This window comes from Thalassotalea agarivorans, assembly GCF_030295955.1.
GTDB lineage: Bacteria > Pseudomonadota > Gammaproteobacteria > Enterobacterales > Alteromonadaceae > Thalassotalea_D > Thalassotalea_D agarivorans.
Genome location: NZ_AP027363.1, coordinates 1,691,169 through 1,716,969 on the forward strand (window position 1 = coordinate 1,691,169; position 25,801 = coordinate 1,716,969).

Genomic DNA, 25,801 nt, shown 5'->3' on the forward strand with positions numbered 1-25,801 from the left:
CATTGTAATGCATTATGAAAGTTTTAACCAGCACTTTCACATATAATTACAATAATACAAAATAATGGTAAAAACACGAGGAATTTATGATAGTTAGCCGATAGTCGCTAACCATGATAACAAAGGCTAATGCATCAAAAAACGCACCATTAGGAGAGTTATGTTGCTAGATTATGAAAGTATTAGTCTATTAAGCATCAAAGACTAAGCTAAGTGAGTTAACACAGTAGCGTTTGCCTGTTGGCTTAGGTCCGTCATCAAACACATGCCCTAAATGGCTATTGCATTGCTTGCATTGGATTTCAATGCGATTCATATTGTGGGAATGATCAGGTAAATAAACGATAGCATCATCAAGCCCTTGGTAGAAACTAGGCCAACCGCATCCTGATTCAAATTTATGTTCAGAGCTGAACAGAGGAGTGTCGCAGCAGGCACATAGATATGTCCCCTGCTGCCAATGATCATTATATTTACCAGAAAATGGCATTTCTGTTGCGCCTAATCGGCAAACGCGATAGGCGTCCTCAGACAATTTATCTTTATAATGATCGGTCATTAATATCCTTACAATTTAATAAGCGGCCTTCCAGGCTCAGCCCACTCTACGTGATATTTTTCGCCAGCTGGCTTATCAACACGTTCAAATGTGTGAGCGCCAAAGAAGTCTCGTTGCCCTTGTAATAGATTAGCAGGCAATGTACCTAAACGCATAGAGTCAAAGTAGGATAATGACGACGCTATTGCACCAGCGGGTATACCCATCATAGTGACATCTGCCACAGCTTTACGCCAATTTGCTTGGTTATTATTAAGCTGCTCAACAAAAAACTCATCCATCATTAGATTGTCTAGGTCTGGATCACGGGTAAACGCATCAGTAATCGATTGTAGAAATACTGCACGAATAATACAGCCAGCGCGCCAAATCTTAGCAATACTTGCAAAATCAAGCGTCCAACCGTGCTCTTTTGCTGCAAGTTTCATTAACTGAAACCCTTGTGCATAAGCACAAATTTTTGCGCAGTAAATGGCGTCATGTAAGTTTTCAATAAAACTTTCTTTGTCGCTTTCAGCAATGTCGTATGGCGCAGGACCATTTAACAACGCTTGTGACGCTACACGATTTTCTTTGAATGACGAAATAGAACGAGCAAACACTGCTTGTGCAATGGTTGGTGCTGGGCACCCTACTTCTAAACTTGAAATAGCAGTCCAAAGCCCGGTACCTTTTTGGCCGGCCTTATCTAAAATAACATCAACGAGTGGTTTCTGTGTTTCTTGATCTTGCTGTCTTAGTACTTCAACCGATATCTCTGTTAAGTATGAGTCTAACGGCCCTTTGTTCCACTGCTCAAATATGTCAGCGATTTCATTTGGTGATAACCCTAGACCTTCACGTAAGATGTGGTAAGCCTCACAGATAATTTGCATATCTGCGTATTCAATACCATTGTGCACCATCTTAACAAAGTGACCTGCGCCCGCTGGACCGATATAAGCAGCACACGGTTCGCCATGGTTTACTACTTGACCAGGCTTTGTACGTTCAATTGGTTTGCCTGTTTGCTCATCTACTTTAGCAGAAATGGCTTCCCAGATTGGTTTTACGCGTGTCCACGCATAAGGCGAACCACTAGGCATAAGTGAAGGACCAAATCTTGCGCCAACTTCGCCACCAGAAACAGCTGAAGAGAATAGGATAAATTTATTCTTATACTTTTGTTCACGTTCAACCGTATCAACCCACAAGCTATTACCTGTGTCGATTACAATATCATCTGGTTGAATACCGGCGCCTACTAAGCTTTCACATACTTGATCAACAGGTTCTCCTGCAGGTACAGAAAGTACAATAAGATGAGGCGGCTTTAATTTTGATAACAACTCAGTATATGAGAAGCATCCGTGTACTCTTGCTTGCTCAGAGCCTGATTCAGCCTTGTCTTGCGCTACTGCATCACTCACTTTTTCATTACTTAAATCAAAAGCTGCAATACTGTAGCCATTATCTGCTAAATTAAGTACTAGGTTTTTACCCATTACTCCTAAACCGATAAAGCCAATATCGCAAAGTACGTTGTCTTGGGACATATAAAATTCCGATGGTTTGACGTAAAAACGTCGACTAGCAAAAATTGCGCGCATTTTATCACGGAGGCCGCGATGGCGACTAGCGTTAAACACAAAATATTAACGTTAAATGTGTTGTTTTACTTACATGTGTAATAAAACAACTTAAACTCAAGTAAATCGACTAGTTGAACCAGTTTTTACTTGTTTTTTTCTCAAAATGATGTAATTTTACTACAAAATAAATCTTTGAGGTTTGATTATGACAATTAAAGTAGGTATTAACGGTTTTGGCCGTATTGGACGCTTCGTATTTCGCGCGTCAATTGAACGAAATGACATTGAAGTTGTAGGTATTAACGATCTAATTGATGTTGATTACATGGCTTACATGCTTAAGTATGATTCAACACATGGTCGTTTTAACGGCACAGTGAACGTTGTAGACGGTAACCTAGTCGTTAATGGCAAAACTGTTCGTATCACGGCAGAGCGTAACCCTGCTGACTTAAAATGGTCAGATATTGGCGCAGAAGTTGTCGTTGAATCTACAGGTTTATTCCTAACTGACGAAACTGCACGTAAGCACATTGAAGCTGGCGCTAAGAAAGTTGTTATGTCTGCTCCTTCTAAAGATGCTACACCTATGTTTGTAATGGGTGTTAACCACGACACTTATGCAGGACAAGATGTTGTTTCTAACGCGTCATGTACAACAAACTGTTTAGCGCCAATTGCTAAGGTATTAAACGACAACTGGGGTATTGCTGACGGTCTTATGACAACAGTTCACGCTACAACAGCAACGCAAAAGACTGTTGACGGCCCATCGGTTAAAGATTGGCGCGGTGGTCGTGGCGCAGGTCAAAACATCATTCCTTCGTCTACAGGCGCTGCAAAAGCTGTAGGTAAAGTTATTCCTGAATTAAACGGTAAGTTAACAGGTATGGCATTCCGCGTACCTACTCCAGACGTATCTGTTGTTGATTTAACCGTGAACTTAAAAACAGCCGCTTCATATGAAGAAATTTGTTCAGCAATGAAGGCAGCAAGTGAAGGCGCTTTAAAAGGTGTGCTTGGTTACACTGAAGACGCTGTTGTATCAAATGATTTTGTAGGTGAAGTATGTACTTCTGTGTTTGATGCAGGCGCTGGTATTGCTTTAACTGACACTTTTGTAAAAGTTGTTTCTTGGTACGACAACGAAATCGGTTATTCAAACAAAGTGCTTGATTTAGTTGCTCATATTAGCGAGTAATAAAATTATCCACTTTTACACGAATATAAAAAAACCCGCTTAATGCGGGTTTTTTATTGGATAACTTATTTTGATTAACCTTTAGCAGCAGCTACCGCTTCTTTTGCTAATGTTTCAATTGCCTTCCAATCTTTATTTTGTACAGCTGATTCTGGTACTAACCAAGAACCACCACAACAAGACACATTAGGCAGTGCTAGATAGTTTTTAATGTTATCTAAGTTAATGCCGCCTGTAGGACAAAAACGAATGTCTGGGAATGGACCACTAATTGATTTTATCGCCTTAACGCCACCTGCTGCTTCTGCAGGGAAGAATTTAAAGTGATCATAACCATAGTCAATACCATCCATTAGTTCAGAAATAGATGATAGTCCAGGCACTAATGCAATATTGCCCTCGTTACCTGCTTGTAATAAATCTTTAGTTAAGCCTGGGCTCAACGCAAATTTAGCACCTACATCTTCACATTGTTTAAGCATTTCACGGTTTGTTACCGTACCAGCACCTACAACCGCTTCTGGTAGTTCTTTAGCGATTTTTTCAATCACTTGTAAAGCAGAAGGCGTACGCAATGTGATTTCTAACACTTTAACATCAGCATTAAGTAATGATTCAGCGATAGGTAAAGCATCTTCAACTTTATTAATCACAAGTACAGGAACAACAGGTCCCATTCCAAATAATTCTTTCGGCGTAATTTGCCAATTTTTAACCACAGTTACATTCCTTCTGAGATTTGTTGATTGATATAAGACGACGCACCAATAAGCCCTGGTTGTGATTCAGTGATCACGTAAGTAGGAATGTTTTGGTTAAAACTAGATAAACGTCCTTTTGCTTCAAAGCGTTGTCTAAAATCACTTGATTCTATGTATTCGACAAAACGAGGGGCAATACCGCCAGCGATATATACGCCACCAAAACTGCCAACAGTTAACGCTAAATTGCCGGCAAAGCTGCCGAGCGTACGACAAAACTGTGCTAGTGTTTCTTCAGCAACTTCATCGTCTTTTGCAAGTGCACTAGCGGTTATTTCACTAGCACTTCTTTGCGCATTATCTGGATGAATAGCTTGGTAAATTTGCTCCAAACCTAAACCAGACAATAGTTGTTCATATGACACATGTTCATATTTTTTTAGTAAAAATGACAAAATATTGATTTCGGTTTCATCAACTGGTGCGAAATCAGTATGACCACCTTCACATGCTATGTGATGCCAATGACCAAATTGTGGCTGTATGTGTGCCACACCTAAACCGGTACCAGGACCACAAATAGAAATCGGTTTGTTCGGCACAGAAGTGCCTTCGCCAATTTGTACTTTTTGTTTTGAATTGAGTAGCGGTACAGAAAAAGCTATCGCTGTATAGTCATTAATAACAAATAGCTTGCGTAGATTAAGCTCTTGCTTTAATTCTGTTTTTGAAAACTGCCAAGGTAGATTTGTCATCACGACTAAATCATTTTCAACGGGGCAAGCTATCGCTAAACACATGTTAATGCGCTTTTCAGTTAACCCTTTTTCCTCAATATACTCAGCTAAAACAGCTTGCAAAGAGGGATATTCTGCGCATTTTTTCTTTTCGATACGCGTGACAATGCCCGAACCGGTAGAAATACCGATTCGAATATTTGTGCCGCCAATGTCTGCTACAACATTCGCTAAACTCATTAGACAATGTCCTCATCATCAAACAAAGAACAAGCACCTGTATTTGCAGTACTTAAGTTACGACGCATAAATCCGAAGATTTCGCGGCCCATACCTTGATGATGGCCATTCACTTGGAACTTAGCTGCTTCACGTTGATTTAACTCTTCTTCGCTAACTTCTAATGTAAGTTCGCCGGTTAAACCATCTACGGTAATCATGTCACCTGTTTGTACTTTAGCGATCAAACCACCATCTAACGCTTCTGGACATAAGTGAATTGCACCAGGTACTTTACCTGAAGCACCAGACATACGACCGTCTGTTACCAATGCCACTTTGAAGCCTTTATCTTGCAGAACAGCAAGTGGTGGCGTTAATTTGTGTAATTCAGGCATACCGCGCGCTTTAGGCCCTTGGAAACGAACAACAGCAACCATGTCTTTTTCTAGCTCGCCCGCTTGGAACGCATCTTGAAGTTCAGACTGATCTTCAAATACTACCGCTGGCGCTCTCACAACTTCACTACCTTCACGCAAAGAGGATGTTTTAAGTACTGACGTACCCAAGTTACCTTTAAGCACTTTTAAACCGCCGTCTGGTTTAAACGGCGTGCTAGTCGTTGCAATAACGTCTGCATCGCCTGATTCTGTTGGACCATCAACCCAAACCACTTCACCGTCTTTTAATACAGGTGTTTGTGTGTATTTTTCTAAACCAGTACCACAAATCGTTTCAACATCATCGTGCAACAAGCCTGCTGCTAATAATTCTTTGAACAACAGCGCCATACCACCAGCATGTTGGAAGTGGTTGATATCAGCTGAACCATTCGGATAAATGCGAGTAAGCAATGGTACGTTGTCTGATAAGTCATTGAAGTCTTGGAAGTCAATGATAATACCGGCAGCACGCGCAAACGCGATGATGTGCATGGTTAAGTTAGTTGAACCACCCGTTGCCAATAACGCTACGATCGCATTAACGATAGAACGCTCGTCTATCATTTTACCCACTGGCATATAGTTGCCCGATTGTTGCGTAAGGCGAGTCGCTTGTTTTGCTGCTGCACGCGTTAATGCTTCTCTTAGCGGCGTGTTTGGCGGAACAAATGAAGCGCCAGGTAAATGTAAACCCATCACCTCAACAACTAGTTGGTTCGAGTTAGCTGTACCATAAAACGTACAAGTACCAGCAGAGTGATACGAAGCTGATTCTGCTTCTAGTAGCTCTTCATCCCCTACTTCACCCTTAGCATGCTGTTGACGTACACGGGCTTTTTCTTTGTTTGGAATACCTGAAGGCATTGGGCCTGCAGGAACAAATACCGTTGGTAGGTGACCAAAAGTCATGCTTGCAATTAATAAACCTGGGACGATTTTATCGCAAATACCTAGCATTAACGCGCCGTCAAACATGTTATGAGATAAACCAATAGCCGTTGACATAGCAATAACGTCACGACTCATTAAGCTTAAGTCCATGCCTGGTTGGCCTTGTGTAACACCGTCACACATTGCAGGTACACCACCAGCAAACTGCGCTACACCGCCAGTTTCTTTGATAGCATCTTTGATAATCGCAGGATACTTTTCGTATGGCTGATGCGCTGAAAGCATATCGTTATATGCTGACACAATGGCAATGTCAGAGTGGTTAATACCACGTAAAATTTGTTTTTCGCTACTGCCACATGCAGCAAAGCCGTGTGCAAGGTTGCCACAAGAAAGGCCTGCACGATGTACAGTGTCTGATTTCGCGGCTTCAATTTTTGCTAAGTACGCTTCTCGCGTTGCTTTACTGCGCGTTTTAATACGTTCAGTAATTGCTAATATTTTTTCATTCATCTTTATTTTGCCCAGTAAATTTGCGTATCGATGTTGTCATCAAACAAAAACGCTCTGATCGGCATTTCTAGTACGTCTTGATTAGACAAAGCTTTGTCTAATACTGTTTTTTTGTTGTCGCCACAGATATGTAAAATTGTATTTTTTGATTGTGCTAGATAGGCAAAACTAAAGGAGATTCTCAAATGAGGTGCTGTCGTAGGTTGCACTTTCAATAGAGGCCCTGTCGTTTTAGCTAAGCCTTCATGTATTTCTTGACTGCACGGGAACAAAGACGCCGTATGACCGTCTTCGCCCATACCTAAAATTAGTACATCAAAAGGTAATAATGTAGCTTTCGCGGCTAAATTTAGATCTGATAAGGTTTCTGCAGACAGCGTTTCACCTTGCTTAAGATGAAAAAACTTAGCTTTAGCTGCTTTACCAACAAGTAAATTTTCATGAACAAGCTTGGTATTACTTGCGTCATCCGTCATTGGCACCCAACGCTCGTCTGCAAGCGTGACATGGATTTTATCCCACGCTAGATCTTTCTCTGATAGCGCTTTAAAAAAGCCTTTTGGTGTTGAACCACCTGATACTGCAATACTTGCACTGCCGTTTTGCGCAATAGCATCACTTAGTGCACTAGCTACTTTATCAGCCAATTGCACATCAAGTGCTTCTCTTGATTCAAATTCATTTAAATTATACATAGGTTATTCTACCCACTGTCTGTCATCACGAGCGATTAATGAAATAGAAGCAACTGGTCCCCAAGAGCCCGCAGCATATGGCTTCGGCTTATCGTTTGTAGACGCCCATGCATCAATAATACTATCAGCCCAAACCCAAGCGGCTTCTACTTCGTCTCGGCGTACGAATAAAGACTGATTACCATTTAAAATTTCTAGGAACAAACGCTCGTAGGCATCAGCAACACGCTCATCTTTATACGTTTCAGAGAAACTCAAATCTAACGCGTTTTCTTGAACGTCCATTTGGCTTAGCAAACCTGGAATTTTATTCATTACTTGCAGCTCAACGCCTTCGTCTGGTTGCAATCTGATAGTTAATTTATTGGCAGGCAAATCAGAATAACTATCTTTAAAAATGTTATGTGGCTGCTTCTTAAAGTGAATAACGATTTCACTATGCTTAGCTGGCATACGCTTACCCGTTCTTAAATAGAACGGCACACCACTCCAACGCCAGTTATCGATTTCAGCTTTTATCGCTACAAACGTTTCAGTTGTTGATTCTTGGTTAGCGCCTTCTTCGTTTAAATAGCCAGGTACTGGACTACCATCTAAGAATCCGTCGCTATATTGGCCACGTACTGTTTTTTCATGAATGTTTTGACGAGTAATTGGCACAAGTGCTTTTATTACTTTTAGTTTTTCATCACGAATGCTATCAGCACTTAAATCAGCTGGTGGTTCCATTGCTAATAAAGACAAGACTTGTAACAAGTGGTTTTGCACCATGTCACGCATTTGTCCTGCTTCATCGTAAAACCCCCAACGACCTTCAATACCGACACTTTCTGCTACCGTAATTTGCACATGGTCGATACAGTTTCGGTCCCAGTTAGTAGTAAATAGAGAGTTTGCGAAACGTAGCGCTAATAAGTTAAGTACTGTTTCTTTACCTAAATAGTGGTCAATACGATAGATTTGATTTTCTTTGAAGTACTTAGAAACATGATCATTGATCACTTTTGAAGACTCTAAGCAATGCCCGATTGGTTTTTCCATAACGACGCGGTCGCCCGCATGGATAAGTTTGGCTTGATGCAACCCTTCGCCGATATCACCGTAGATAGCAGGCGGCGTGGAGAAGTAATAAACGCGTGTTTTGTTACCGCCTTTTAACGTAGCAGCTAGGTTTTTGTAGCTGTCTGTTTCCTTAAAGTCGAGCTTTTGATAAATCACACGGTCTAGAAATGACGCGAGCTTTTCATCATCAATAGCTTCTTTAACAAAATTTCTAATATTCTCTTCTACAAACGCTTTGAAATCTTTTTCTGACATATCTTGGCGGGCTACGCCAACAATACGGCTGTCTTTATTAACTAACCCTACAAGGTCTAATTGATATAGCGCTGGTAATAGTTTGCGACGAGATAAGTCGCCTACAGCACCAAATATTACGATTTCACTAGCTGATTGACTCTCGATATTATTCATTTGAATTCTCTAGCATTGGCCAAGTGTAAAATAACTACATTATGACATAATTTATCGTTACTTGCTTAACTCGTAAAGCATTTTTTGTAATTTAATTACAGTTTTTGCTCGCTGTACAAAAAGTTAGCAAAATCATCACTATTGACTCTAAAGCCTATGTATATTGATTTATTTAACATTTGCATAAAAAGTAGGTTTTGTTTTATATTAGAGCAATATGAAATTTTATTTCAGTTTTTGTTGTAGTATCGAAAGAAATTTTATTACATCAATAAAGAGCTTTGGGAAGCAAACCTATGAACATATTAGAAAAAATAGCAAACGAGCTAGACACGTTTAGCAAATCAGAGCGTAAAGTAGCTGAAGTTATTTTGGCAAACCCTGCCACAGTGATTCATGCATCTATAGCCGCGTTGGCAAAACAAGCAAACATCAGTGAGCCAACAGTAAACCGTTTTTGTCGCCGTTTAGATACAAAGGGCTACCCTGACTTTAAATTGCATTTGGCGCAAAGCCTAGCGAACGGTACACCATATGTTAACCGTCATGTTGATGAAGATGACAGTGCAGATGAATACACGCAGAAAATCTTTGAATCTACAATGGCTAACCTTGAAATGGCGCGTAAAAGTTTAGACCCAAGTCTGATCAATCGTGCTGTTGATATCTTGACACAAGCCAGACAAATTTCATTTTTCGGCTTGGGTGCTTCTGCGGTTGTTGCGCATGACGCACAAAACAAGTTTTTCCGTTTTAACGTACCGGTTGTTTATTTTGATGACATTCTAATGCAGCGAATGAGCGCGATTAATAGTCAACAAGGCGATGTTGTGGTTGTTATTTCACACACGGGACGTACTAAATCTTTGGTTGATATAGCCTCAGTTGCTAGAGAAAACGATGCAACAGTTATCGGCATAACAACAGCAGGAACACCGTTAGCAAAAGAATGTAACATCGTGCTTTCAGTGGATGTGGCCGAAGATACAGATCTTTATATGCCAATGTCTTCGCGTATCGCACAGCTAGCGCTAGTCGATATTTTAGCAACAGGCTTTACCCTGCGCCGCGGAAGCAAGTTTAGAGATAACTTGAAGAAAGTGAAAGACAGCTTACGTAGCTCTCGATTCGAACGTAAAGATTAAATTTTATTTATATTTGTACAAATAGGAGCCTAGCTCCTATTTTTAGTTTATTAAGACACCTTAAAAGGTAATAGAAAGCATGCCAAGACGCACCAAGATCGTTGCTACCCTAGGGCCAGCAACAGACAATAGAGATACCCTTAAAGAAGTATTAGCCGCAGGCGTAAACGTAGTTCGCCTTAACTTTTCACACGGAACACCGGAAGATCATATCAATCGCGCTAACTTAGTGCGTGAAGTATCAAAAGAGTTAGGCACTTACGTAGCTATTTTAGGCGACCTTCAAGGCCCTAAAATTCGTGTTTCTACCTTCAAAGATGGCCCAATTACGTTAAACGTTGGCGACAAGTTTGAATTAGACGCTACCCTGCCTAAAGGTGAAGGTAATCAAGATAAAGTCGGTATCGACTATAAAGAGTTACCACAAGATGTAACAGCTGGCGATATTCTATTGTTAGATGACGGTCGTGTGCAGTTAGAAGTAGAAAGCACGTCGGCAACTTCAGTATTCACTGAGGTAACGATTGGTGGTCCATTATCAAACAATAAAGGTATCAACCGTAAAGGTGGCGGTTTATCTGCCGCGGCGCTTACCGATAAAGATAAAGAAGACATTAAGCTTGCTGCAAAACTAGAAGCTGACTTCTTAGCCGTTTCATTCCCTCGTGACGCAGAAGACATGAAACTTGCGCGCTCTTTAGCTGAAGCTGCTGGTTGTCATGCTCGCCTTGTATCTAAAATTGAACGTGCAGAAGCAGTTAATGACGATCAAGTGTTAGACGATATTATTAAAGCGTCAGACGTAGTTATGGTAGCGCGTGGTGATTTAGGTGTTGAAATTGGCGATCCTGAGTTAGTTGGTAAGCAAAAACACATCATTGCTCGTTCTCGTCAATTAAACCGTGTTGTTATTACAGCTACACAAATGATGGAAACGATGATCAGCCAACCAATGCCTACACGTGCAGAAGTTATGGATGTGTCTAATGCAGTATTAGATGGTACGGACGCAGTAATGCTATCTGCAGAAACAGCCGCTGGTAAATACCCTGTTGAAACAGTAACAGCCATGGCGAATGTTTGTATCGGCGCGGAGCGTCACCGCAGCGTTAACATTTCTAAGCACCGTATTGACCTAATGTTTGAAGACGTTTACGAAGCGCTACCACTAGCAGCTATGTATGCGGCAAACCATTTAGAAGGTGTAAAAGCCATTGTTGCGTTAACTGAGTCTGGCTTCACAGCTAAGATCATGTCACGTATTACTTCTGGTTTACCGATTTTCTCGCTTTCTCCGCATGACAGAACCCTAAACAACGCAGCGATTTATCGTGGTGTTTATCCAGTTCATTTTGATACAGCTGGCACTGATATTAATGCTTGTGTTAAAAAAGCGATTGCTGCGGTTAAAGATCAAGCCGGTTTAGTTGAAGGCGACCGCGTTATTCTTACCCATGGTGACCTTATGGAAACCGTTGGTTCGACTAACACCATGAAGATTTTAACTGTTACTGCTGACCACTTAGCTAGCTAAGTTTGACTCAATACTAAAAAAGCACCTTTTAAGGTGCTTTTTTTATGCCTAGATTTTTGTAATGAAACTTATCTAAAGTAAGTGACCTTCCCTGCTAACGATTTTTCCGGCTTTTGGGGTAAGGTTTTGCTTGGGGTGCCGATATAAAGAAAGCCAACAATTTCTTCGTTGGTATCAATAGACAGCTTTTGTTTGACGATATCAGAAAAAGCAAAATCACCAGTACGCCACATAGCGCCGTACCCTAACGCGGTTGCCATCATTTGCATGGCATGAACGGCACAACCAGCCGATATAACTTGCTCGACATTAGGTACTTTCGGATGTGGTGTCGTTTTACTTGATACCGCAATAATCATCGGCGCCCTAAAAGGCATCTTTTCAGTCTTGTCTCGTTTGGCTTGTTCAGTATCTGCAGGTAATGCCGACAAAAACACCTCAGAAAGCTTATTAAGCCCTTGCCCAGTAAATACGTGGAAATGCCAAGGCAAGAGCGCCGCATGGTCTGGTACGCGGTTTCCTGCCTTTAATATGTTAAGTAAATCGTCATTAGACGGTGCTGGAGCGCCAAGGTGTGGGTTAGATTGGCGAGTGAGTAAAAAGTCTACAACATCCATAATATATGCTTGCTATCATGCTAATACTCGCCAGTTTAATTAATCCCTGTAAAAATTGCTATGCTGATGTGTCGGCAAAGCGTCTACGAGCATAATTTAGCGCATAGTGATCTACACTAGTAAACCGTCCTGCGCCAATAAAAAACAGCGCTAGCAGCATAATGAAATACGTTGCGGCAAACTCGATACCATTATTAAGCACAACGATATTACCTGTTTCATAAATCCAATCGGTATTCGCATTGTCTTCAATAATGTCTCGCATACGGCTCAGTCGTTTTGAGGCTTCCATACTATTTTCCAACGATGCTTCTGCGCTATCAAAGCCAACCCATGCAGGCACATTGGCAGGGCTTATGTCAGCATTCGTCGGCGTTATTGCAAACCAACCATTTTCTGCATGCACAGACGTGGCAGCCACTATCATGGTAAACATTAAAGGAATACTGATCAGGCGGGTGAACGCGCCAAACAGGAGCAGGAAGCCGCCAAAGAATTCCGTCCAAGCGGCCAAATTTGCCATTAAGGTTGGCAACGGCAAACCAAGGCCCCATTCTTCATTGCCAAACCAATTTACAATATTTTCGTTAGCAAATATTACAGAAAAACCGGTAATACTAGGGTCAACAAACCCCATTTTAGAGTAGCCAGCCATAATGAAAATTGGCGCCAAGTACAATCGTAATAGCAGTGCTGGCAGGCCATCCAGGCAAGATAAGCTTGATTTAAACTGTTCATATTTTGCTAAATAATTCATTGTTTCACTTCCCCTATCTCTTTTTGTTATAAGAACGTTTATTACAGAAAAACTTTCAAAAACATTGATTAACTGCCTTAATTAAGTAGCATAGTTTTAATTTCATAAAAAAGGTAACTAACGTTGAAACAACTATTAAAAGGATTCTTAATTACCCTTTGGCGGGTTATTAACAACACAAGAAAATTAATTTTAAATGTCTTAGTGTTTGGTCTTCTATTTGCGCTATTAACCATGGGTGGCGAAGAAGAAATTATCATTGAAGATTCAACAGCGCTTATTCTCAATATTCGCGGAAATGTTGTAGAACAAAAACAATATGTGTCCCCTATTGACCAAATGCTGTCTGATTCATTAGGTCAACAGCAACAACCACCTGAAGTGTTACTTTCAGACATCGTTAAAGTGATCAAAGCCGCTGCTAAAGACAACAAGATCTTAACGCTAGTGCTTGATTTACAATCTACCGGTAGTTTGAGCTTAACTAAAGCACAGGAAATTACTACAGCGCTAGAATACTTCAAAGCGCAAGGTAAAGAAGTTATCGCTTATGGCGCCAACTATTCACAAGACCAGTATTACCTTGCTTCACATGCTGACAAGGTGTGGTTAGATCCTGACGGTTACTTCATGATCGAAGGTTATGGTCGTTATCAATTGTATTTCAAATCAGCGTTAGAAAAGCTAGGCATCAAGCAGCATATCTTCCGCGTTGGTACGTTTAAATCAGCCGTTGAGCCATTTATGCTTGATAACATGTCAGAGGAAGCGAAAAAAGCTAACGAAGCGTGGTTAGGCGACTTATGGGCTGATTACAAAGAAGGTGTAGCAACGGCACGTAATTTTGAAACCAGCAATTTTGATGAGTCAGCAGACGTTTTTGCAAGCAAATTAAAAGCCGCTAATGGTAGCTTTGCTGAATATGCGCTTAACAACCAATGGGTTGACGAGTTAAAGACGCGTGAACAAATGGTGAACGCTATGATAGAGCGTGTTGGTGAAAACAAAAAAGGCACTTACTACAAAAACATTGGTTTCGATAGCTATTTAAAAAGCATCACTAAGCCATATGACGTAGAAAACCCACTTGCAGATAAAATCGCTGTTATTGTCGCAAAAGGCACCATTTTAGATGGCACCCAAAAGCCAGGCACTATTGGTGGCGTAAGTACAGCTGCCCTACTTCGTAAAGCTCGCCAAGACGAAAATGTTAAAGCGGTTGTGTTACGTGTTGATAGCCCTGGTGGCAGTAAATATGCATCTGAACTAATTCAACGTGAAGTAGACCTACTGCGCGCTGAAGGTAAACCTGTTGTTGCCTCGATGGGTACATATGCAGCGTCAGGCGGTTACTGGATATCAGCTGCTGCTAACAAAATATACGCAGCGCCTACAACCATTACGGGCTCTATCGGTATTTTTGGCATGTTCATGACCTTTGAAGATACCTTAGCGACAGTTGGCGTATATGCAGATGGTGTAGGTACTACCGAATTTGCTGGCTTTGGCCCTTATCGCCCGCTGCCAGAAGGCATTGGTAATGTTATCCAGCAAAATATTGAAAGAGGTTATCAAGACTTCCTATCACTAGTTGCTGAAAATCGTGAAATGACACTAGAAGATGTTGATGCAATTGCGCAAGGCCGTGTGTGGTCGGGTAAACAAGCACACGCATTAGGCTTAGTTGACGAGCTGGGTTCTATTAACGATGCAATTGAAGCCGCAGCACAACTAGCGGGCGTTGAACAATATGACACCAAGCTAATCGAGCAAGAACTATCACCAACAGATAAGTTCTTACAAGACATGTTTGGTCAAGCGTTCGTTTACTTAGCGGGTGAACAAACTGTTGCTAATACAAGCGATATTGACTTTATGTTGAACGCCTTGATGCAACAAGCAAATGAGCTTAAACAACTCAATGATCCGCAAGGCGCATATACAATATGTTTGACTTGTAAAATTAATTAGTTACATTAGCCCCGATTTCGGGGCTTTTTTTTTAAACTATGACTAAAAAACGCATCTACATTGCCTACACTGGCGGTACCATAGGTATGAAAACCAGTGAGCACGGCTATATTCCAGTTAAAGGCCATTTAACTGAAGCTATCAACAGCATGCCTGAGTTTTTCAGAGATGAAATGCCAGACTTTGAGATTAATGAATACTTTCCATTAATTGACTCGTCAAATATGAGTCCTACTGATTGGCAATGCATTGCTGATGATATTGCTAGCCACTATGACGATTATGACGGTTTTGTCGTGCTTCATGGCACGGATACCATGGCTTATACCAGTTCTGCGCTGTCATTCATGTTTGAGGGCTTATCTAAGCCGATTATAGTAACTGGATCGCAAATCCCTTTTAGCCAATTACGTTCGGACGGTAAAGATAATTTACTTAATGCGCTTTATATAGCTGCCAACCACCCTATAAACGAAGTGACGCTGTTCTTTAACAATCGTCTATTTCGTGGAAACCGTGCAATTAAAGCCTATGCAGATGGTTTTAACGCATTCGATTCACCTAATTTATCGCCGCTACTTGAAGCGGGTATTTCAATTAAAACAAGAAAAGAGCTGTTGTTAACGTCAAAAGGCGATTCTCTGAAGTTAAATGCGATCACGCCACAGCCAATTGGCGTCGTGCACTTGTATCCCGGTATTGATGCTACAGTGGTTGCCAATGTTATTCAGCAGCCCGTTAAGGCGTTAATATTAAGAAGCTACGGCGTTGGTAATGCGCCTCAGGACGAAGCGCTTTTGAGCATTATTAAAGCAGCGACAGAGAATAACATTGTGGTGGTTAATTGCAGTCAGTGCATTAAAGGCATGGTTAATATGGAAGGCTATGCTACCGGCAATGCGCTTAGCCAGTGTGGCGTAGTAAGTGGCGGCGACATGACGTTAGAAGCAACGTTAACAAAGCTTCACTTTTTGCTAAGTCAACAATTTGACTACAACACCATATGCGCGTTGATGGAAACTAACATTAGCGGTGAACTTACCGTGTTGTAAAGACTGTGCTGCAGCGGTTTACGTTGCAGCATTAGCACCTGAAGAAGCGTTGGCGGCATTAGCTTGTTGCGTTGCATAAACCGCCTGCCCTTGTCCTGGCACAGCAAACAAACAACTGCCATAGCCCAAACCCGATAATTTATTGGTCCACAATATACTGCCTAGTGCGGCGTCTAAACAAAATAAATGACCACCAGCATGAGCAAAGATTTTATCTTGCTCTATGCACACATTAGTAATGGACGAGGTTTTAAGCTTCGTTTGCCATACAATTTGGCCAGTGCTTTTATTAATTGCTACAACTTGCCCTTTGATACCTAAATATAGATGATTCATTGCGCCTCCTTGACTAAAAATTGAGTTAACAATTGATAGTGCTGTTGTAATTGTGCAGTTATCCTGCCTGGTAATTGCTGCTCAAGCGTTTTTACATTGTCATTTTCTGTATGCCAAATTTCGCCCCATTTGCTCTCGCTTTCTTTATCGCAAGGCCCTACAGCCTTGTCGTCAAAGCATTGCCAAAAGTGTTGGTGCGTGGTTTGAGAATAGCCATCTTGGCCTTGACGGCCATGAATATTAAAGTTAGTTGCTTCAATGTATGCTATTGGGATGCCGGCACACGCAAATGGGCGATGATCTGACCAACCACCGGTTCTGCCCGCACCAAAACCTTTTTCAATGGGATGCTTTTGATGGGATAGCTTATTTGCCTCAGCTGTCGACAATAACTGATCTCTTAATGTGCTGTCGTTGCTATAGCTCGGGTTAGCTAGAAATTCACAGTTGTATGCGGTGTTACTTGCACTATGCACGTACAAAGTATCTCCACCTGCCACCGTATCAAGATTGATCATGCCAGAAAAGCGCTTGAGTTGGTTGTCTGTCAAAGATTGCACATAGGCTTTTGACCCTTGTAATCCTACTTCCTCAGCGCCAAATGCTATAAAAACCACGTTATATTTGAGTTTCTGCTTATGCTGATGGGCAAATTCAGCGACTGACAGCAGCAAAGCACTACCTGACGCATTGTCGGTTGCTCCATTTGCATTGGGCACAGTGTCGTAATGCGCCCCTATAACAATCGTTGGTAGCGCTTCATCTACATTAATTTGAGCAACAATGTTTTGCGACTCAAAACGTTTGTCTTTCAGAGAATAGGTAAAAGGTTGCACCTGTGCGTTAAAATCAAAGCCATCGAAGATTTTTGCAATAACGCCTGCGGCCTCAGCTTCTTGCTTTGTGCTAGCGGGACGTTTGCCGAAGTTTAAGTTAGCTGAAGTCAGCTCTTTGAAGTAACGCGTAACCGAAGAGTCTTGCGCAAACGTAGGAAAAACAAATGCTGCAGCAATTAAGCTGCCTATGAATAATTTAAACACGAATTAATCCTCGGCGGTATCGTCGCTAAGTACAATACCAATGAGAAAAGCATCAGAAGCTTCCTCAATGACTCTTACTACACTACCCTGACAGTCGATTGCGCTTAAACCAGCATCAAAATGTCGATTGGTTATGTTTACCTGTGTACCTAGAGCTAACGGATGGTTTAACTCGATTGAGATCCCGGTAGCACTGTAGTCTCGGCAAACAGCGTCGATTTGTGTATTTCCTTCTTGGTCGATTATCGTAACGCTCACTTCCGTATTAATTAGATTACGATAATCACATCTTTGATCACTAAAATTGGGCATGGCCATGTCTTTTTAACTTCCGCATACTACATAGTTATATAAACCATACCTAAATACGTCAATTAAGAAAATGATTTTAAATGATTTAAAATACGTTTCGTTGAAATTGGGTAGGCTGTTTTTAGATTTTGGGCAAACAATGAAACGCGTAGCTCTTGTATCATCCAAAACGTATCAGCAAGTGCATTGTCCAACGGTAAATCTTTACGTTGCTTACCCACTACATCGTTAAATTGTTCGGTTACTTTGTCTATTTCCAATAGTTTCAAGCGATCTTGGTTTGGATCTATCGGCAGTTTTTCAAATCTTCTTAACGTAGCATTTAAGTAGCGAATAATGTCGTCTAAGCGCTTGTAACCCGCTTTTGTAACAAATCCCTTGTATACCAGTGACTCAACATTCTGCTTGATATCGCCTTGTGATTGTATCATGTTCAACTGTGCTTTGCCTTTTAACTTTTTGCGAATGTCATGGCTTAACGACAATATTTGTTCAACCTTAATCGCGCCATCAAGCACAATATCGGCGATTTCACCGCGTACATGTTCTTTTAACGCAACAAAGTTTTGTTCGTCTCTGGGCAATTCTGGTGCCTGTTCAACCAAATACAAGCAAGCGGCTTCAATGCAGTCGCTAATTAGCTCCTGTATCGATCCAAACGGGTTAAAATACATGCCGAGTTTGGTTCTATTAGGCAGTTTTTCATGCAAATACTTAACCGGTGACGGAATATTTAGCAAAATAAGTCGCGCCACGCCAAGCTTCATCGCATTGTCGGCAATAGCTTGCTGTTCAAAAAGCTCAATAGCAACAGTCGTCTTTTTATCGACAAGCGCTGGAAATGCTTGCATTTCAATGTTGGCTATTTTCTTACTGTATTGCTCGGGTATTGCATCAAAATCCCATTGGGTTATCTCGGTTTTTTCAATGCCTTTTTCTGCTACTTGCTTAATGGTGTGTTTAACCGCGCCTTTTAGCTCTGTTTTTAACGCGATTAAATCTCGCCCTTGCTTTAGTAACTTATTGCGCTCATTAAATACCTTAAAATTCATGTTTAGGTGATCGGGCAGCGCTATTGCATCAAACAAACTGCGTTCGATACGCATGCCAGACATACGCAGTAGCTGTTTTGCCAAGGCATCCTTAATATCGCCCTGATCTGGCGACATATTAGCGAGCGCCGCACTTGCGTAGTTAGGTGCTGGAACAAAGTTCTTTCTTACATGTTTAGGCAAGCCTTTTATTAAACTAACCGTAAGCTCTTCATACAGGGCTGGCACTAGCCAATCAAAACCTTCTGGCTGTATTTGATTAAGCAAAGCGATGGGAATATGAACGCTAACGCCATCGTCAGGTTCGCCTGGTTCAAACTTGTAACTTAGCGGCAATGCCATAGCGCCTTGCTGCCATGTTGTTGGATAAGCATTGGCAGATAGTGCTTTAGCGTCATCTTTAAGCAGCAGTTCTCGCGTAAACGATAACAAATTAGGTGTTTTGTGCTTGGCTTTTTTCCACCAGGCAAGAAAGCTCTTTAAGCAAACCACTGAAGTAGGAATATGTTGGTCGTAGAAATCAAATTGCACATCTTCTTCTGCTAAAAAGTCTTTTCTACGCGCTTTTTGTTCGTTTTCTTCTATATCTTTAACCAACGCTTGGTTTTTCTGATAAAACGACTCTTGCAAATTAACCTGTGCACGTACCAAACCATCCATAATGAACAAGTGGCGACTCGCCTCTGGATCTATTTGTTTATAAATGACTGGTCGTTTAGCCACAATAACTAAGCCATATAACGTGATTTGTTCATAGGCTACGGCAACGCCTTTTTTCTTGCTCCAATGGGGTTCGCTATAACTGTACTTTAATAAATGCTTTGCATAGGGTTCTATCCAATTTGCATCTATTTTAGCAACCATACGGGCGAACAAACGGCTTGTCTCAACAAGCTCAGCGGCCATTAACCATTTTGGCGATTTTTTTGCTAATGATGAGCCTGGGAAAATCACGAACTTGCTGTTACGTGCCCCTTTGTATTCGCGTTTATCATCGAGTTGGCCAAGGTGGCTTAGTAGGCCCGACAAAATAGATTGATGGACAAGGTCAGCTCCTGATTGTTGTTCTACATCCACAGAATCAAGCGATGCTTTTACCTCGCGTAGCGTTAACCGCAATTGGCTGAAGATATCTTGCCACTCCCTAATACGTAAATACGACAAGAACTCTTTTTGGCAAAGCTTTCTAAATTGGTTGTTGGACAGTGCTTTTTGCTGCTCCTGAATGTACATCCAAAGTTTAATTAAACTTAAGAAATCAGACGTTTCATCTTTAAATCGAGCATGATGCTGATCGGCATTAGTACGCTTTTCATGTGGACGTTCACGCGGGTCTTGAATGCTTAACGCACTAACAACAATGGCCACCTGTTCACTACAACCCAATTTAATGGCGGTTAGCATCATCTTTGCAAGCCGAGGGTCTATTGGAAACTTGGCTAAGGTTTGGCCATCTTTAGTCAAAGAGACTTTTTGCCCACCTTTTTTAACTGCGTCGAGTTCTTCCAACAAACGTACGCCGTCAGAAATATTGCGATTTTCTGGCGGTTGTACAAAGGGGAATTTTTCGATCTCACCTAAGCCCAAGGTGAGCATTTGCAATATAACTGTCGCGAGATTTGTACGCAAAATTTCGGGATCAGTAAACTCACTGCGGCTGTTAAAGTCGTCTTCATCGTATAGACGAATACACACACCCGCAGACACACGCCCACAGCGCCCTGCACGCTGATTTGCGCTTGCTTGCGACACTTTCTCTATCGGCAGGCGTTGTACCTTAGTACGGCTGCTATAGCGCGATATACGAGCAGTACCTGGGTCAATAACGTATTTGATACCTGGCACAGTCAAACTGGTTTCAGCAACATTGGTTGCAAGCACAATATTACGACCTGCATGAGGTTTAAAGATGCGATTTTGTTCTTCTACCGATAAACGCGCATACAAGGGTAAAATTGTAGTCGACTTAAATTGCTCGCGCTCAAGTGCGTGAGCGGTATCGCGAATCTCGCGTTCACCATTTAAGAAAATCAGTATGTCGCCTAAACCAAGTTCGCTTAGCTCTTCTACCGCGCCAATAATGCCTTCTATAACATCGACATCGCTTTCTTCAGATGACAACGGGCGATAGCGCACTTCAACCGGATAAGTACGCCCGGATACTTCAACAATTGGTGCATCGTTAAAATGTTTTGAAAAACGTTCAGGGTCTATTGTTGCCGAGGTAATGATTACCTTTAAATCTGGACGCTTAGGCAGAATTTGTTTGATATAGCCAAGGATAAAATCAATGTTTAGGCTGCGCTCATGCGCTTCATCAATAATAATAGTGTCATATTGGCGCAATAGACGATCGGTTTGCATTTCAGCCAGCAAAATACCATCAGTCATCAACTTCACGTAGCTATTGTCACTAACGTGGTCTGAAAAGCGCACCTTATAACCAACGATATCGCCTAAGGTTGACTGTAATTCTTCTGCAATGCGGTTAGCTACAGTACGCGCTGCAATTCTTCGTGGTTGAGTATGCCCTATTAAGCCATCTACACCACGGCCAAGTTCCATACAAATTTTAGGGATTTGTGTGGTTTTACCTGAGCCTGTTTCACCGGCAATAATCGTCACTTGATGCGACTCTATCGCCTTTTTAATATCTTCTACACGCTCACTAACAGGCAATCCATCTGGATAAATAATGCGAGGCGGGTTCGATAGTTTGGCTTGTTTTTGTGCAATAGACTCCTCTATCGCTTGCTCAATAGTTGCGCGTGCTTTTTGCTGTTTATGCTCGTCCTTTATTTTTGCTAACCCCTTTAAACGAGCAATAAAGCGACCTTTATCACTAAGTTTTACCTGTTGAAGGCGCTCGTTTAAGGCGTCAGGAATGCGAGATGACGATGATTTTTGATTAGACAAAGCATTTTAAGATGAACGAATATTTGACGCTTATTTTAATACACTTTTACCGCTAAATTCACCAAAGATTGTATGCTCAACATAAAAAAAGGCGCTTGCGCGCCTTTCGTTCATACAAAACGCACCTTTATGGCTGAAAATTGTTTTGTCTCATATGTTTATCTATTGCCATTAACACGTCATTTCGCGATATCGTGCCGACCAACAAACCAGCATCATCCACAACAGGATAAACTTTTGGTTTGTTTTCCAACATAGATTGCGCCAGTTCAACAATCGAGTCATAGGGTTTCACAGACAGCGCTTCGCTAAACATTACATCGGCTACAGTTGCCGTATGTTCATTGTGATATATCGTGGCTAACATTGCCTTTAACACATCACTTTCAGATAAAAAGCCAACGAGTTTGTTGTCACTGTCGATAACAGGACCACCAATTTGTTTTGTTTTTAAAAATCGCAACGATGCCTCCGCTACACCCATTTCTGGTGTAAAGGTTACAGGGTATTGATTTAAATAGTCTTTTACCTGAATTGATTCCATATAATGTTCCCTAACTTACCTTTTCTTTAAATGTAGACGGTTTTAGCCTAAATGGAAAAATAACCGCATAAAAAATTGTTTGTTAACGCATTATTCTTTAAAAATAGCAACGTAGCGCGGTTGCACATTGCTTTTACTGGCGCGATACATGCCTGATGTATTAAATGGCATCGCTATATTGCCCTTAGCATCTACAATGATCACACCACCGGTGCCACCCGCTTTAAACATTGGTCCAAATATTACTTCGCTACCTGCTTGCTCCACGCTTTTTTGTTGGTATTGCACACGTGCACAGATATCTGCGGCGACATGGTAACGGATAAAATATTCACCGTGACCGGTGGCTGAAACCGCGCAGCTTTCATTGTTAGCATAAGTGCCGGCACCAATAATTGGGGCATCGCCTATGCGGCCATAGCGCTTAGCCGTCATACCGCCGGTTGAGGTGCCAGCGTAGAGGTTACCATCGCTATCTAAAGCTACCGCGCCCACTGTACCCATTTTAAAAGCTGGTGCTAATTGTTCGTGGGCAACAATATAATCTTCCTGAGTTGATACCTTACCTAACTTTTGTTTCGCGCGTTTTAAAGAATCCAAACGGCGCTGAGTATTAAAATGACTGTTATCCACCATCTCAAGCCCCTGCTCTTTTGCAAACTGCGCTGCGCCATCGCCACTTAACATGACATGAACAGAGTTATGCATAATTTCACTTGCTAGCGCTATAGGGCTTTTTACGGTTTTTACACCAGCAACCGCGCCTGCATTAAGTGTTTTACCGTCCATAACGGACGCGTCTAGCTCGTGGGTTTCATCGTAGGTATATACCGAACCTACACCGGCATTAAACAGTGGAGAATCTTCAAGAATTTGGATAGTAGCAATCACTGCCTCTTCACTTGATTTTCCCTCGGCTAACAAGGCATAGCCTCTATCAACGGCCTGTGCGAGCTTTGCTTCATATTGCGCCTGAACTTCTGGTGTCATCTTTGCCTTAGATATCGTGCCAGCACCGCCATGAATGGCAATGGCAATAGGTTTATCGTTGGCGGCTGAAACAAAGCTCAGCGTTAATGCAATTGCGGCTAACGTTTTTATCATCTACAACTCTTTTTGTTTTTACGCTTTAAACTATGGGTTTGGTTTGTTATCTTACTGGTCAAACCACTAAAAATTATGACCTTATGCAAGATAGAATAAAACTTACCATAAAAGATGACATTGCGTTTGTCACACTTAATCGTCCAGAAAAACTCAATGCACTTGATATGGCGATGTTTAATGCCCTTGATAAGTGTCAAAAGTCATTAAGAAAAAACCGCACCATTCGCGCCGTTATATTGCAAGGTGCTGAACATAATTTTTGTTCTGGTCTTGATGTAAAATCAGTAGCATTAAATCCGCTTAATGCTTTTAAACTTTTGTTTAAATGGCTCCCTGGCAATGCAAATCTGGCGCAACGTGTCAGTGTTGGCTGGCAAAAGCTACCTGTGCCGGTATTCGCCGTTGTTGAAGGTGTTTGCTATGGCGGCGGCACACAAATAGCCATAGGGGCAGATTTTGTTATTGCCCATCCTGATAGTGAATTTAGCATCATGGAAGGCAAATGGGGCATCATTCCTGATATGGGTGGCAGCTTAGTGTTTAAGCATTTAAATCAAGCGCAGGCTAAATGGCATATCTTCAGTGCAGATATCATCCCTGCACCAAAAGCTCATGATATGGGATTGATTTATGAGGTTTCTGAACAGCCAGAGCAAACTGCCCTTGCCCTTATTGAGCAGCTGAAAGAAATGAACCCAGATGCTATCGCTGCTAACAAAAAGCTAATCCGCAAAGGTTGGACAGGCTCTTCAAGAAAATCGTTATGGCTAGAAAGCTATTATCAAACCTTTGTCCTGTTTGGTAAGAACCAAACTGTTAAAAGCCACAATCAACGAAAACCCGATCAGAAAAAGCCGTATAAACCAAGACAAAACTGGTAATTAACCTTAGCCGCCCATGCTAGGCGGTATCGTATCGAATATGGGCACATCCTTAGGAAACGTTGCCCATTTCGCTGCAGAACGCGCATAAATAGACATTTGCGGCGAAAACCTTTCACTGTCTTCTAGCGTTGAAACAGATACCGTGTAAAAATTTCCAGCTTCTGAGAAGACCGCTACGGTATTTCCACATTTGCCACAAAAATAATGCACCATGTTCTTTCCTGAACTTCCTTTACGAGCAAATGTAAGGGGCTTTCCCTGAGTAAATGAAAATGCTGGCTCACGTACCCAAATACCAAACCACTTGTCTGAATTGGTTCTTTGCTGACAGGACGTACAATAACAAAACACTGAATTGATCGGTTCTTCACTGCATTCATAGGTGATTTCACCGCAATCACATTTACCTGTATAAGTGTTCAAGTAACTACCCCTTCAACTAAAGTCATCAACTATTTGGCTTGCTTAAATGTTGGAACAAGCCAGTTACGCTAATCCTAGTTCAGGCTAATGAATTTTCAATTTTTGTTAGTTTCGGTGAGTGTCTTATTTTTTGAATCAAGATACTTAGAAAATGTGTAGCGATGCTTTTCTAACCACAACGTTTCCACCTGATTTAACTCAACCTTTGCGTCTTTTTTAATCGGTTGGTTTGTAGGTAGTTTTACCTTTACTAGAGAGGTTCTGTTGGGAATTTTAACCATGATATAAAGGGTATGGCCCTCATCATGCATTCTGGTATGGGTTGAGATGACTTCTCCAACTACCTTTTGGGAATCTGTTCCTATTGAACCAAGTGAAACGTAGCCAATAACCAACAAAATTAGACCAACGAAGATCCAACCCGGTACATTTCGATATTTTTCGTCAAGCATTAGATCATCTAATGCTCTTTTTGTATCTTTATTCATAGATAGGTAATCATGATTTGAAGCAACTAGTATCACCTGGGTTACAATGGGTGGCTAATTTAGTTATTCTAGTTGTTTGTATTTTTGTTTTAATTCGGATAGACATTGAAGACCTAACGATTCAACAATCACTTTAGGGCTTCCTGAAATTTCATAAAAATTATTTTCTACTATTACAAATACTGTTACATGCATTCTGTCGTATGTTGGCAATTCGACATCAACTCCCTTATCTATTATGGTAACGTCGATAAAGCACGTATGCGTGTTTCTTACAATTGATTCAAGCTTTTCACGTTTCTTCATACTTTTTAGCTTATCTTCAAACAATGTAACTTCTAAAAATTGTCTGATACCAATAACATTTTCAACCCGTCCTTTTAATGGACCATCTGTATGTCTAGAAACTAATGCGAAATATACAACATTGTCTTCTATTGAGCCGCCTTGTACTAATTTATATTTCGCCGGAACTAATATATTTAAAGGGAAGTCATTATTAATCGTTTCGTTTCCGTCAAAGTTTAGTAGAAACAGTAAAAGCAAAAACCTCATTTTCAATCTCCTTTGACCTGCCTATACACTGTATTCATCTGTTTTTATGAGGAAAATCTTTGCAA

24 protein-coding genes are annotated in these 25,801 nt (G+C 41.3%); 6 read left to right on the forward strand and 18 right to left on the reverse strand.

Annotated features, from left to right (window positions below; translation table 11 throughout):
- Window positions 1-190: 190 nt before the first annotated feature.
- Window positions 191-559, reverse strand: a complete 369-nt coding sequence (msrB, locus tag QUD85_RS07900; protein ID WP_093329709.1) for a peptide-methionine (R)-S-oxide reductase MsrB — start codon at window positions 557-559, stop codon at window positions 191-193.
- 8 nt (window positions 560-567) lie between these two features.
- Window positions 568-2,094 carry an NADP-dependent phosphogluconate dehydrogenase gene (gene gndA / locus QUD85_RS07905; protein WP_093329828.1) on the reverse strand — a complete coding sequence of 509 codons (1,527 nt, stop codon included), beginning with the start codon at window positions 2,092-2,094 and terminating at the stop codon, window positions 568-570.
- Window positions 2,095-2,335: 241 nt separating this feature from the next.
- On the opposite strand from gndA, the gene gap reads away from it, so the two are divergent.
- Window positions 2,336-3,331 (forward strand): type I glyceraldehyde-3-phosphate dehydrogenase, encoded by a 996-nt coding sequence (gene gap, locus QUD85_RS07910; RefSeq protein ID WP_093329708.1) that lies wholly within the window; start codon window positions 2,336-2,338, stop codon window positions 3,329-3,331.
- Between the two features lie 74 nt (window positions 3,332-3,405).
- Here gap and QUD85_RS07915 read toward each other — a convergent pair whose 3' ends face one another.
- Genes QUD85_RS07915 through zwf form a run of 5 tightly spaced genes read right to left on the reverse strand, consistent with a single transcriptional unit; the run spans window position 3,406 to window position 9,003 of the window.
- Window positions 3,406-4,050 (reverse strand): bifunctional 4-hydroxy-2-oxoglutarate aldolase/2-dehydro-3-deoxy-phosphogluconate aldolase, encoded by a 645-nt coding sequence (locus tag QUD85_RS07915; RefSeq protein ID WP_093329706.1) that lies wholly within the window; start codon window positions 4,048-4,050, stop codon window positions 3,406-3,408.
- 2 nt (window positions 4,051-4,052) lie between these two features.
- On the reverse strand, window positions 4,053-5,009 hold the full coding sequence (locus tag QUD85_RS07920) for a glucokinase (RefSeq protein WP_093329705.1): 957 nt from the start codon (window positions 5,007-5,009) through the stop codon (window positions 4,053-4,055).
- Entirely contained in the window at window positions 5,009-6,835 is a 1,827-nt protein-coding gene (gene edd / locus QUD85_RS07925; protein ID WP_093329703.1) for a phosphogluconate dehydratase, read from the reverse strand. Before edd ends, QUD85_RS07920 begins: the two co-directional genes overlap by 1 nt.
- 2 nt (window positions 6,836-6,837) lie before the next feature.
- Entirely contained in the window at window positions 6,838-7,530 is a 693-nt protein-coding gene (gene pgl / locus QUD85_RS07930; protein ID WP_093329701.1) for a 6-phosphogluconolactonase, read from the reverse strand.
- Between the two features lie 3 nt (window positions 7,531-7,533).
- Window positions 7,534-9,003 carry a glucose-6-phosphate dehydrogenase gene (zwf, locus tag QUD85_RS07935; RefSeq protein ID WP_093329700.1) on the reverse strand — a complete coding sequence of 490 codons (1,470 nt, stop codon included), beginning with the start codon at window positions 9,001-9,003 and terminating at the stop codon, window positions 7,534-7,536.
- Between the two features lie 296 nt (window positions 9,004-9,299).
- On the opposite strand from zwf, the gene QUD85_RS07940 reads away from it, so the two are divergent.
- The gene (locus QUD85_RS07940; protein ID WP_093329698.1) at window positions 9,300-10,148 is read left to right on the forward strand and encodes a MurR/RpiR family transcriptional regulator; all 849 of its coding nucleotides are present in this window, start codon (window positions 9,300-9,302) and stop codon (window positions 10,146-10,148) included.
- A 79-nt stretch (window positions 10,149-10,227) separates the two neighbouring features.
- A complete protein-coding gene (gene pyk / locus QUD85_RS07945) occupies window positions 10,228-11,682 on the forward strand; it encodes a pyruvate kinase (protein ID WP_093329697.1) in 1,455 nt (484 codons plus the stop codon).
- Between the two features lie 68 nt (window positions 11,683-11,750).
- Here the strand turns inward: pyk and QUD85_RS07950 are convergent, their stop codons facing one another.
- A complete protein-coding gene (locus QUD85_RS07950; RefSeq protein WP_093329695.1) occupies window positions 11,751-12,299 on the reverse strand; it encodes an NAD(P)H nitroreductase in 549 nt (182 codons plus the stop codon).
- A 58-nt stretch (window positions 12,300-12,357) separates the two neighbouring features.
- Window positions 12,358-13,056, reverse strand: coding sequence for an HvfX family Cu-binding RiPP maturation protein (locus QUD85_RS07955; protein ID WP_093329694.1), 699 nt, complete (start codon window positions 13,054-13,056; stop codon window positions 12,358-12,360).
- A 123-nt stretch (window positions 13,057-13,179) separates the two neighbouring features.
- Between QUD85_RS07955 and sppA the strand changes: the two genes are divergently transcribed.
- Window positions 13,180-15,027 (forward strand): signal peptide peptidase SppA, encoded by a 1,848-nt coding sequence (gene sppA / locus QUD85_RS07960; protein WP_177168896.1) that lies wholly within the window; start codon window positions 13,180-13,182, stop codon window positions 15,025-15,027.
- Between the two features lie 38 nt (window positions 15,028-15,065).
- The gene (ansA, locus tag QUD85_RS07965; RefSeq protein WP_093329692.1) at window positions 15,066-16,079 is read left to right on the forward strand and encodes an asparaginase; all 1,014 of its coding nucleotides are present in this window, start codon (window positions 15,066-15,068) and stop codon (window positions 16,077-16,079) included.
- An 18-nt stretch (window positions 16,080-16,097) separates the two neighbouring features.
- Here the strand turns inward: ansA and QUD85_RS07970 are convergent, their stop codons facing one another.
- From QUD85_RS07970 to QUD85_RS07995, 6 genes are all read right to left on the reverse strand, one after another.
- On the reverse strand, window positions 16,098-16,415 hold the full coding sequence (locus QUD85_RS07970) for an outer membrane protein assembly factor BamB family protein (RefSeq protein WP_093329690.1): 318 nt from the start codon (window positions 16,413-16,415) through the stop codon (window positions 16,098-16,100).
- A complete protein-coding gene (locus tag QUD85_RS07975; protein WP_093329689.1) occupies window positions 16,412-17,455 on the reverse strand; it encodes a M28 family metallopeptidase in 1,044 nt (347 codons plus the stop codon). The genes QUD85_RS07970 and QUD85_RS07975 overlap by 4 nt, the downstream gene beginning before the upstream one ends.
- A gap of 3 nt (window positions 17,456-17,458) precedes the next feature.
- Complete coding sequence (locus tag QUD85_RS07980) at window positions 17,459-17,767, reverse strand: PilZ domain-containing protein (protein ID WP_177168895.1); 309 nt, start codon at window positions 17,765-17,767, stop codon at window positions 17,459-17,461.
- A gap of 62 nt (window positions 17,768-17,829) precedes the next feature.
- Window positions 17,830-21,705 (reverse strand): ATP-dependent RNA helicase HrpA, encoded by a 3,876-nt coding sequence (hrpA, locus tag QUD85_RS07985; protein ID WP_093329822.1) that lies wholly within the window; start codon window positions 21,703-21,705, stop codon window positions 17,830-17,832.
- A 157-nt stretch (window positions 21,706-21,862) separates the two neighbouring features.
- The gene (locus QUD85_RS07990) at window positions 21,863-22,279 is read right to left on the reverse strand and encodes a CBS domain-containing protein (RefSeq protein WP_093329685.1); all 417 of its coding nucleotides are present in this window, start codon (window positions 22,277-22,279) and stop codon (window positions 21,863-21,865) included.
- Window positions 22,280-22,369: 90 nt separating this feature from the next.
- Window positions 22,370-23,383 carry an isoaspartyl peptidase/L-asparaginase family protein gene (locus tag QUD85_RS07995; RefSeq protein ID WP_093329683.1) on the reverse strand — a complete coding sequence of 338 codons (1,014 nt, stop codon included), beginning with the start codon at window positions 23,381-23,383 and terminating at the stop codon, window positions 22,370-22,372.
- Between the two features lie 83 nt (window positions 23,384-23,466).
- Here QUD85_RS07995 and QUD85_RS08000 point away from each other — a divergent pair, with 83 nt between their 5' ends.
- Window positions 23,467-24,267: a crotonase/enoyl-CoA hydratase family protein gene (locus tag QUD85_RS08000; RefSeq protein ID WP_093329820.1), complete on the forward strand. Its 801-nt coding sequence runs from the start codon at window positions 23,467-23,469 to the stop codon at window positions 24,265-24,267.
- 6 nt (window positions 24,268-24,273) lie between these two features.
- On the opposite strand, the gene QUD85_RS08005 is transcribed toward QUD85_RS08000, so the two are convergent.
- The 3 genes from QUD85_RS08005 to QUD85_RS08015 all read right to left on the reverse strand — a co-directional run bounded on the left by QUD85_RS08005 (window position 24,274) and on the right by QUD85_RS08015 (window position 25,736).
- A complete protein-coding gene (locus QUD85_RS08005; RefSeq protein ID WP_093329682.1) occupies window positions 24,274-24,693 on the reverse strand; it encodes a GFA family protein in 420 nt (139 codons plus the stop codon).
- A gap of 95 nt (window positions 24,694-24,788) precedes the next feature.
- Window positions 24,789-25,181: a hypothetical protein gene (locus tag QUD85_RS08010; protein ID WP_093329680.1), complete on the reverse strand. Its 393-nt coding sequence runs from the start codon at window positions 25,179-25,181 to the stop codon at window positions 24,789-24,791.
- 63 nt (window positions 25,182-25,244) lie between these two features.
- Window positions 25,245-25,736, reverse strand: coding sequence for a hypothetical protein (locus QUD85_RS08015; RefSeq protein WP_093329679.1), 492 nt, complete (start codon window positions 25,734-25,736; stop codon window positions 25,245-25,247).
- Window positions 25,737-25,801 lie beyond the last annotated feature (65 nt).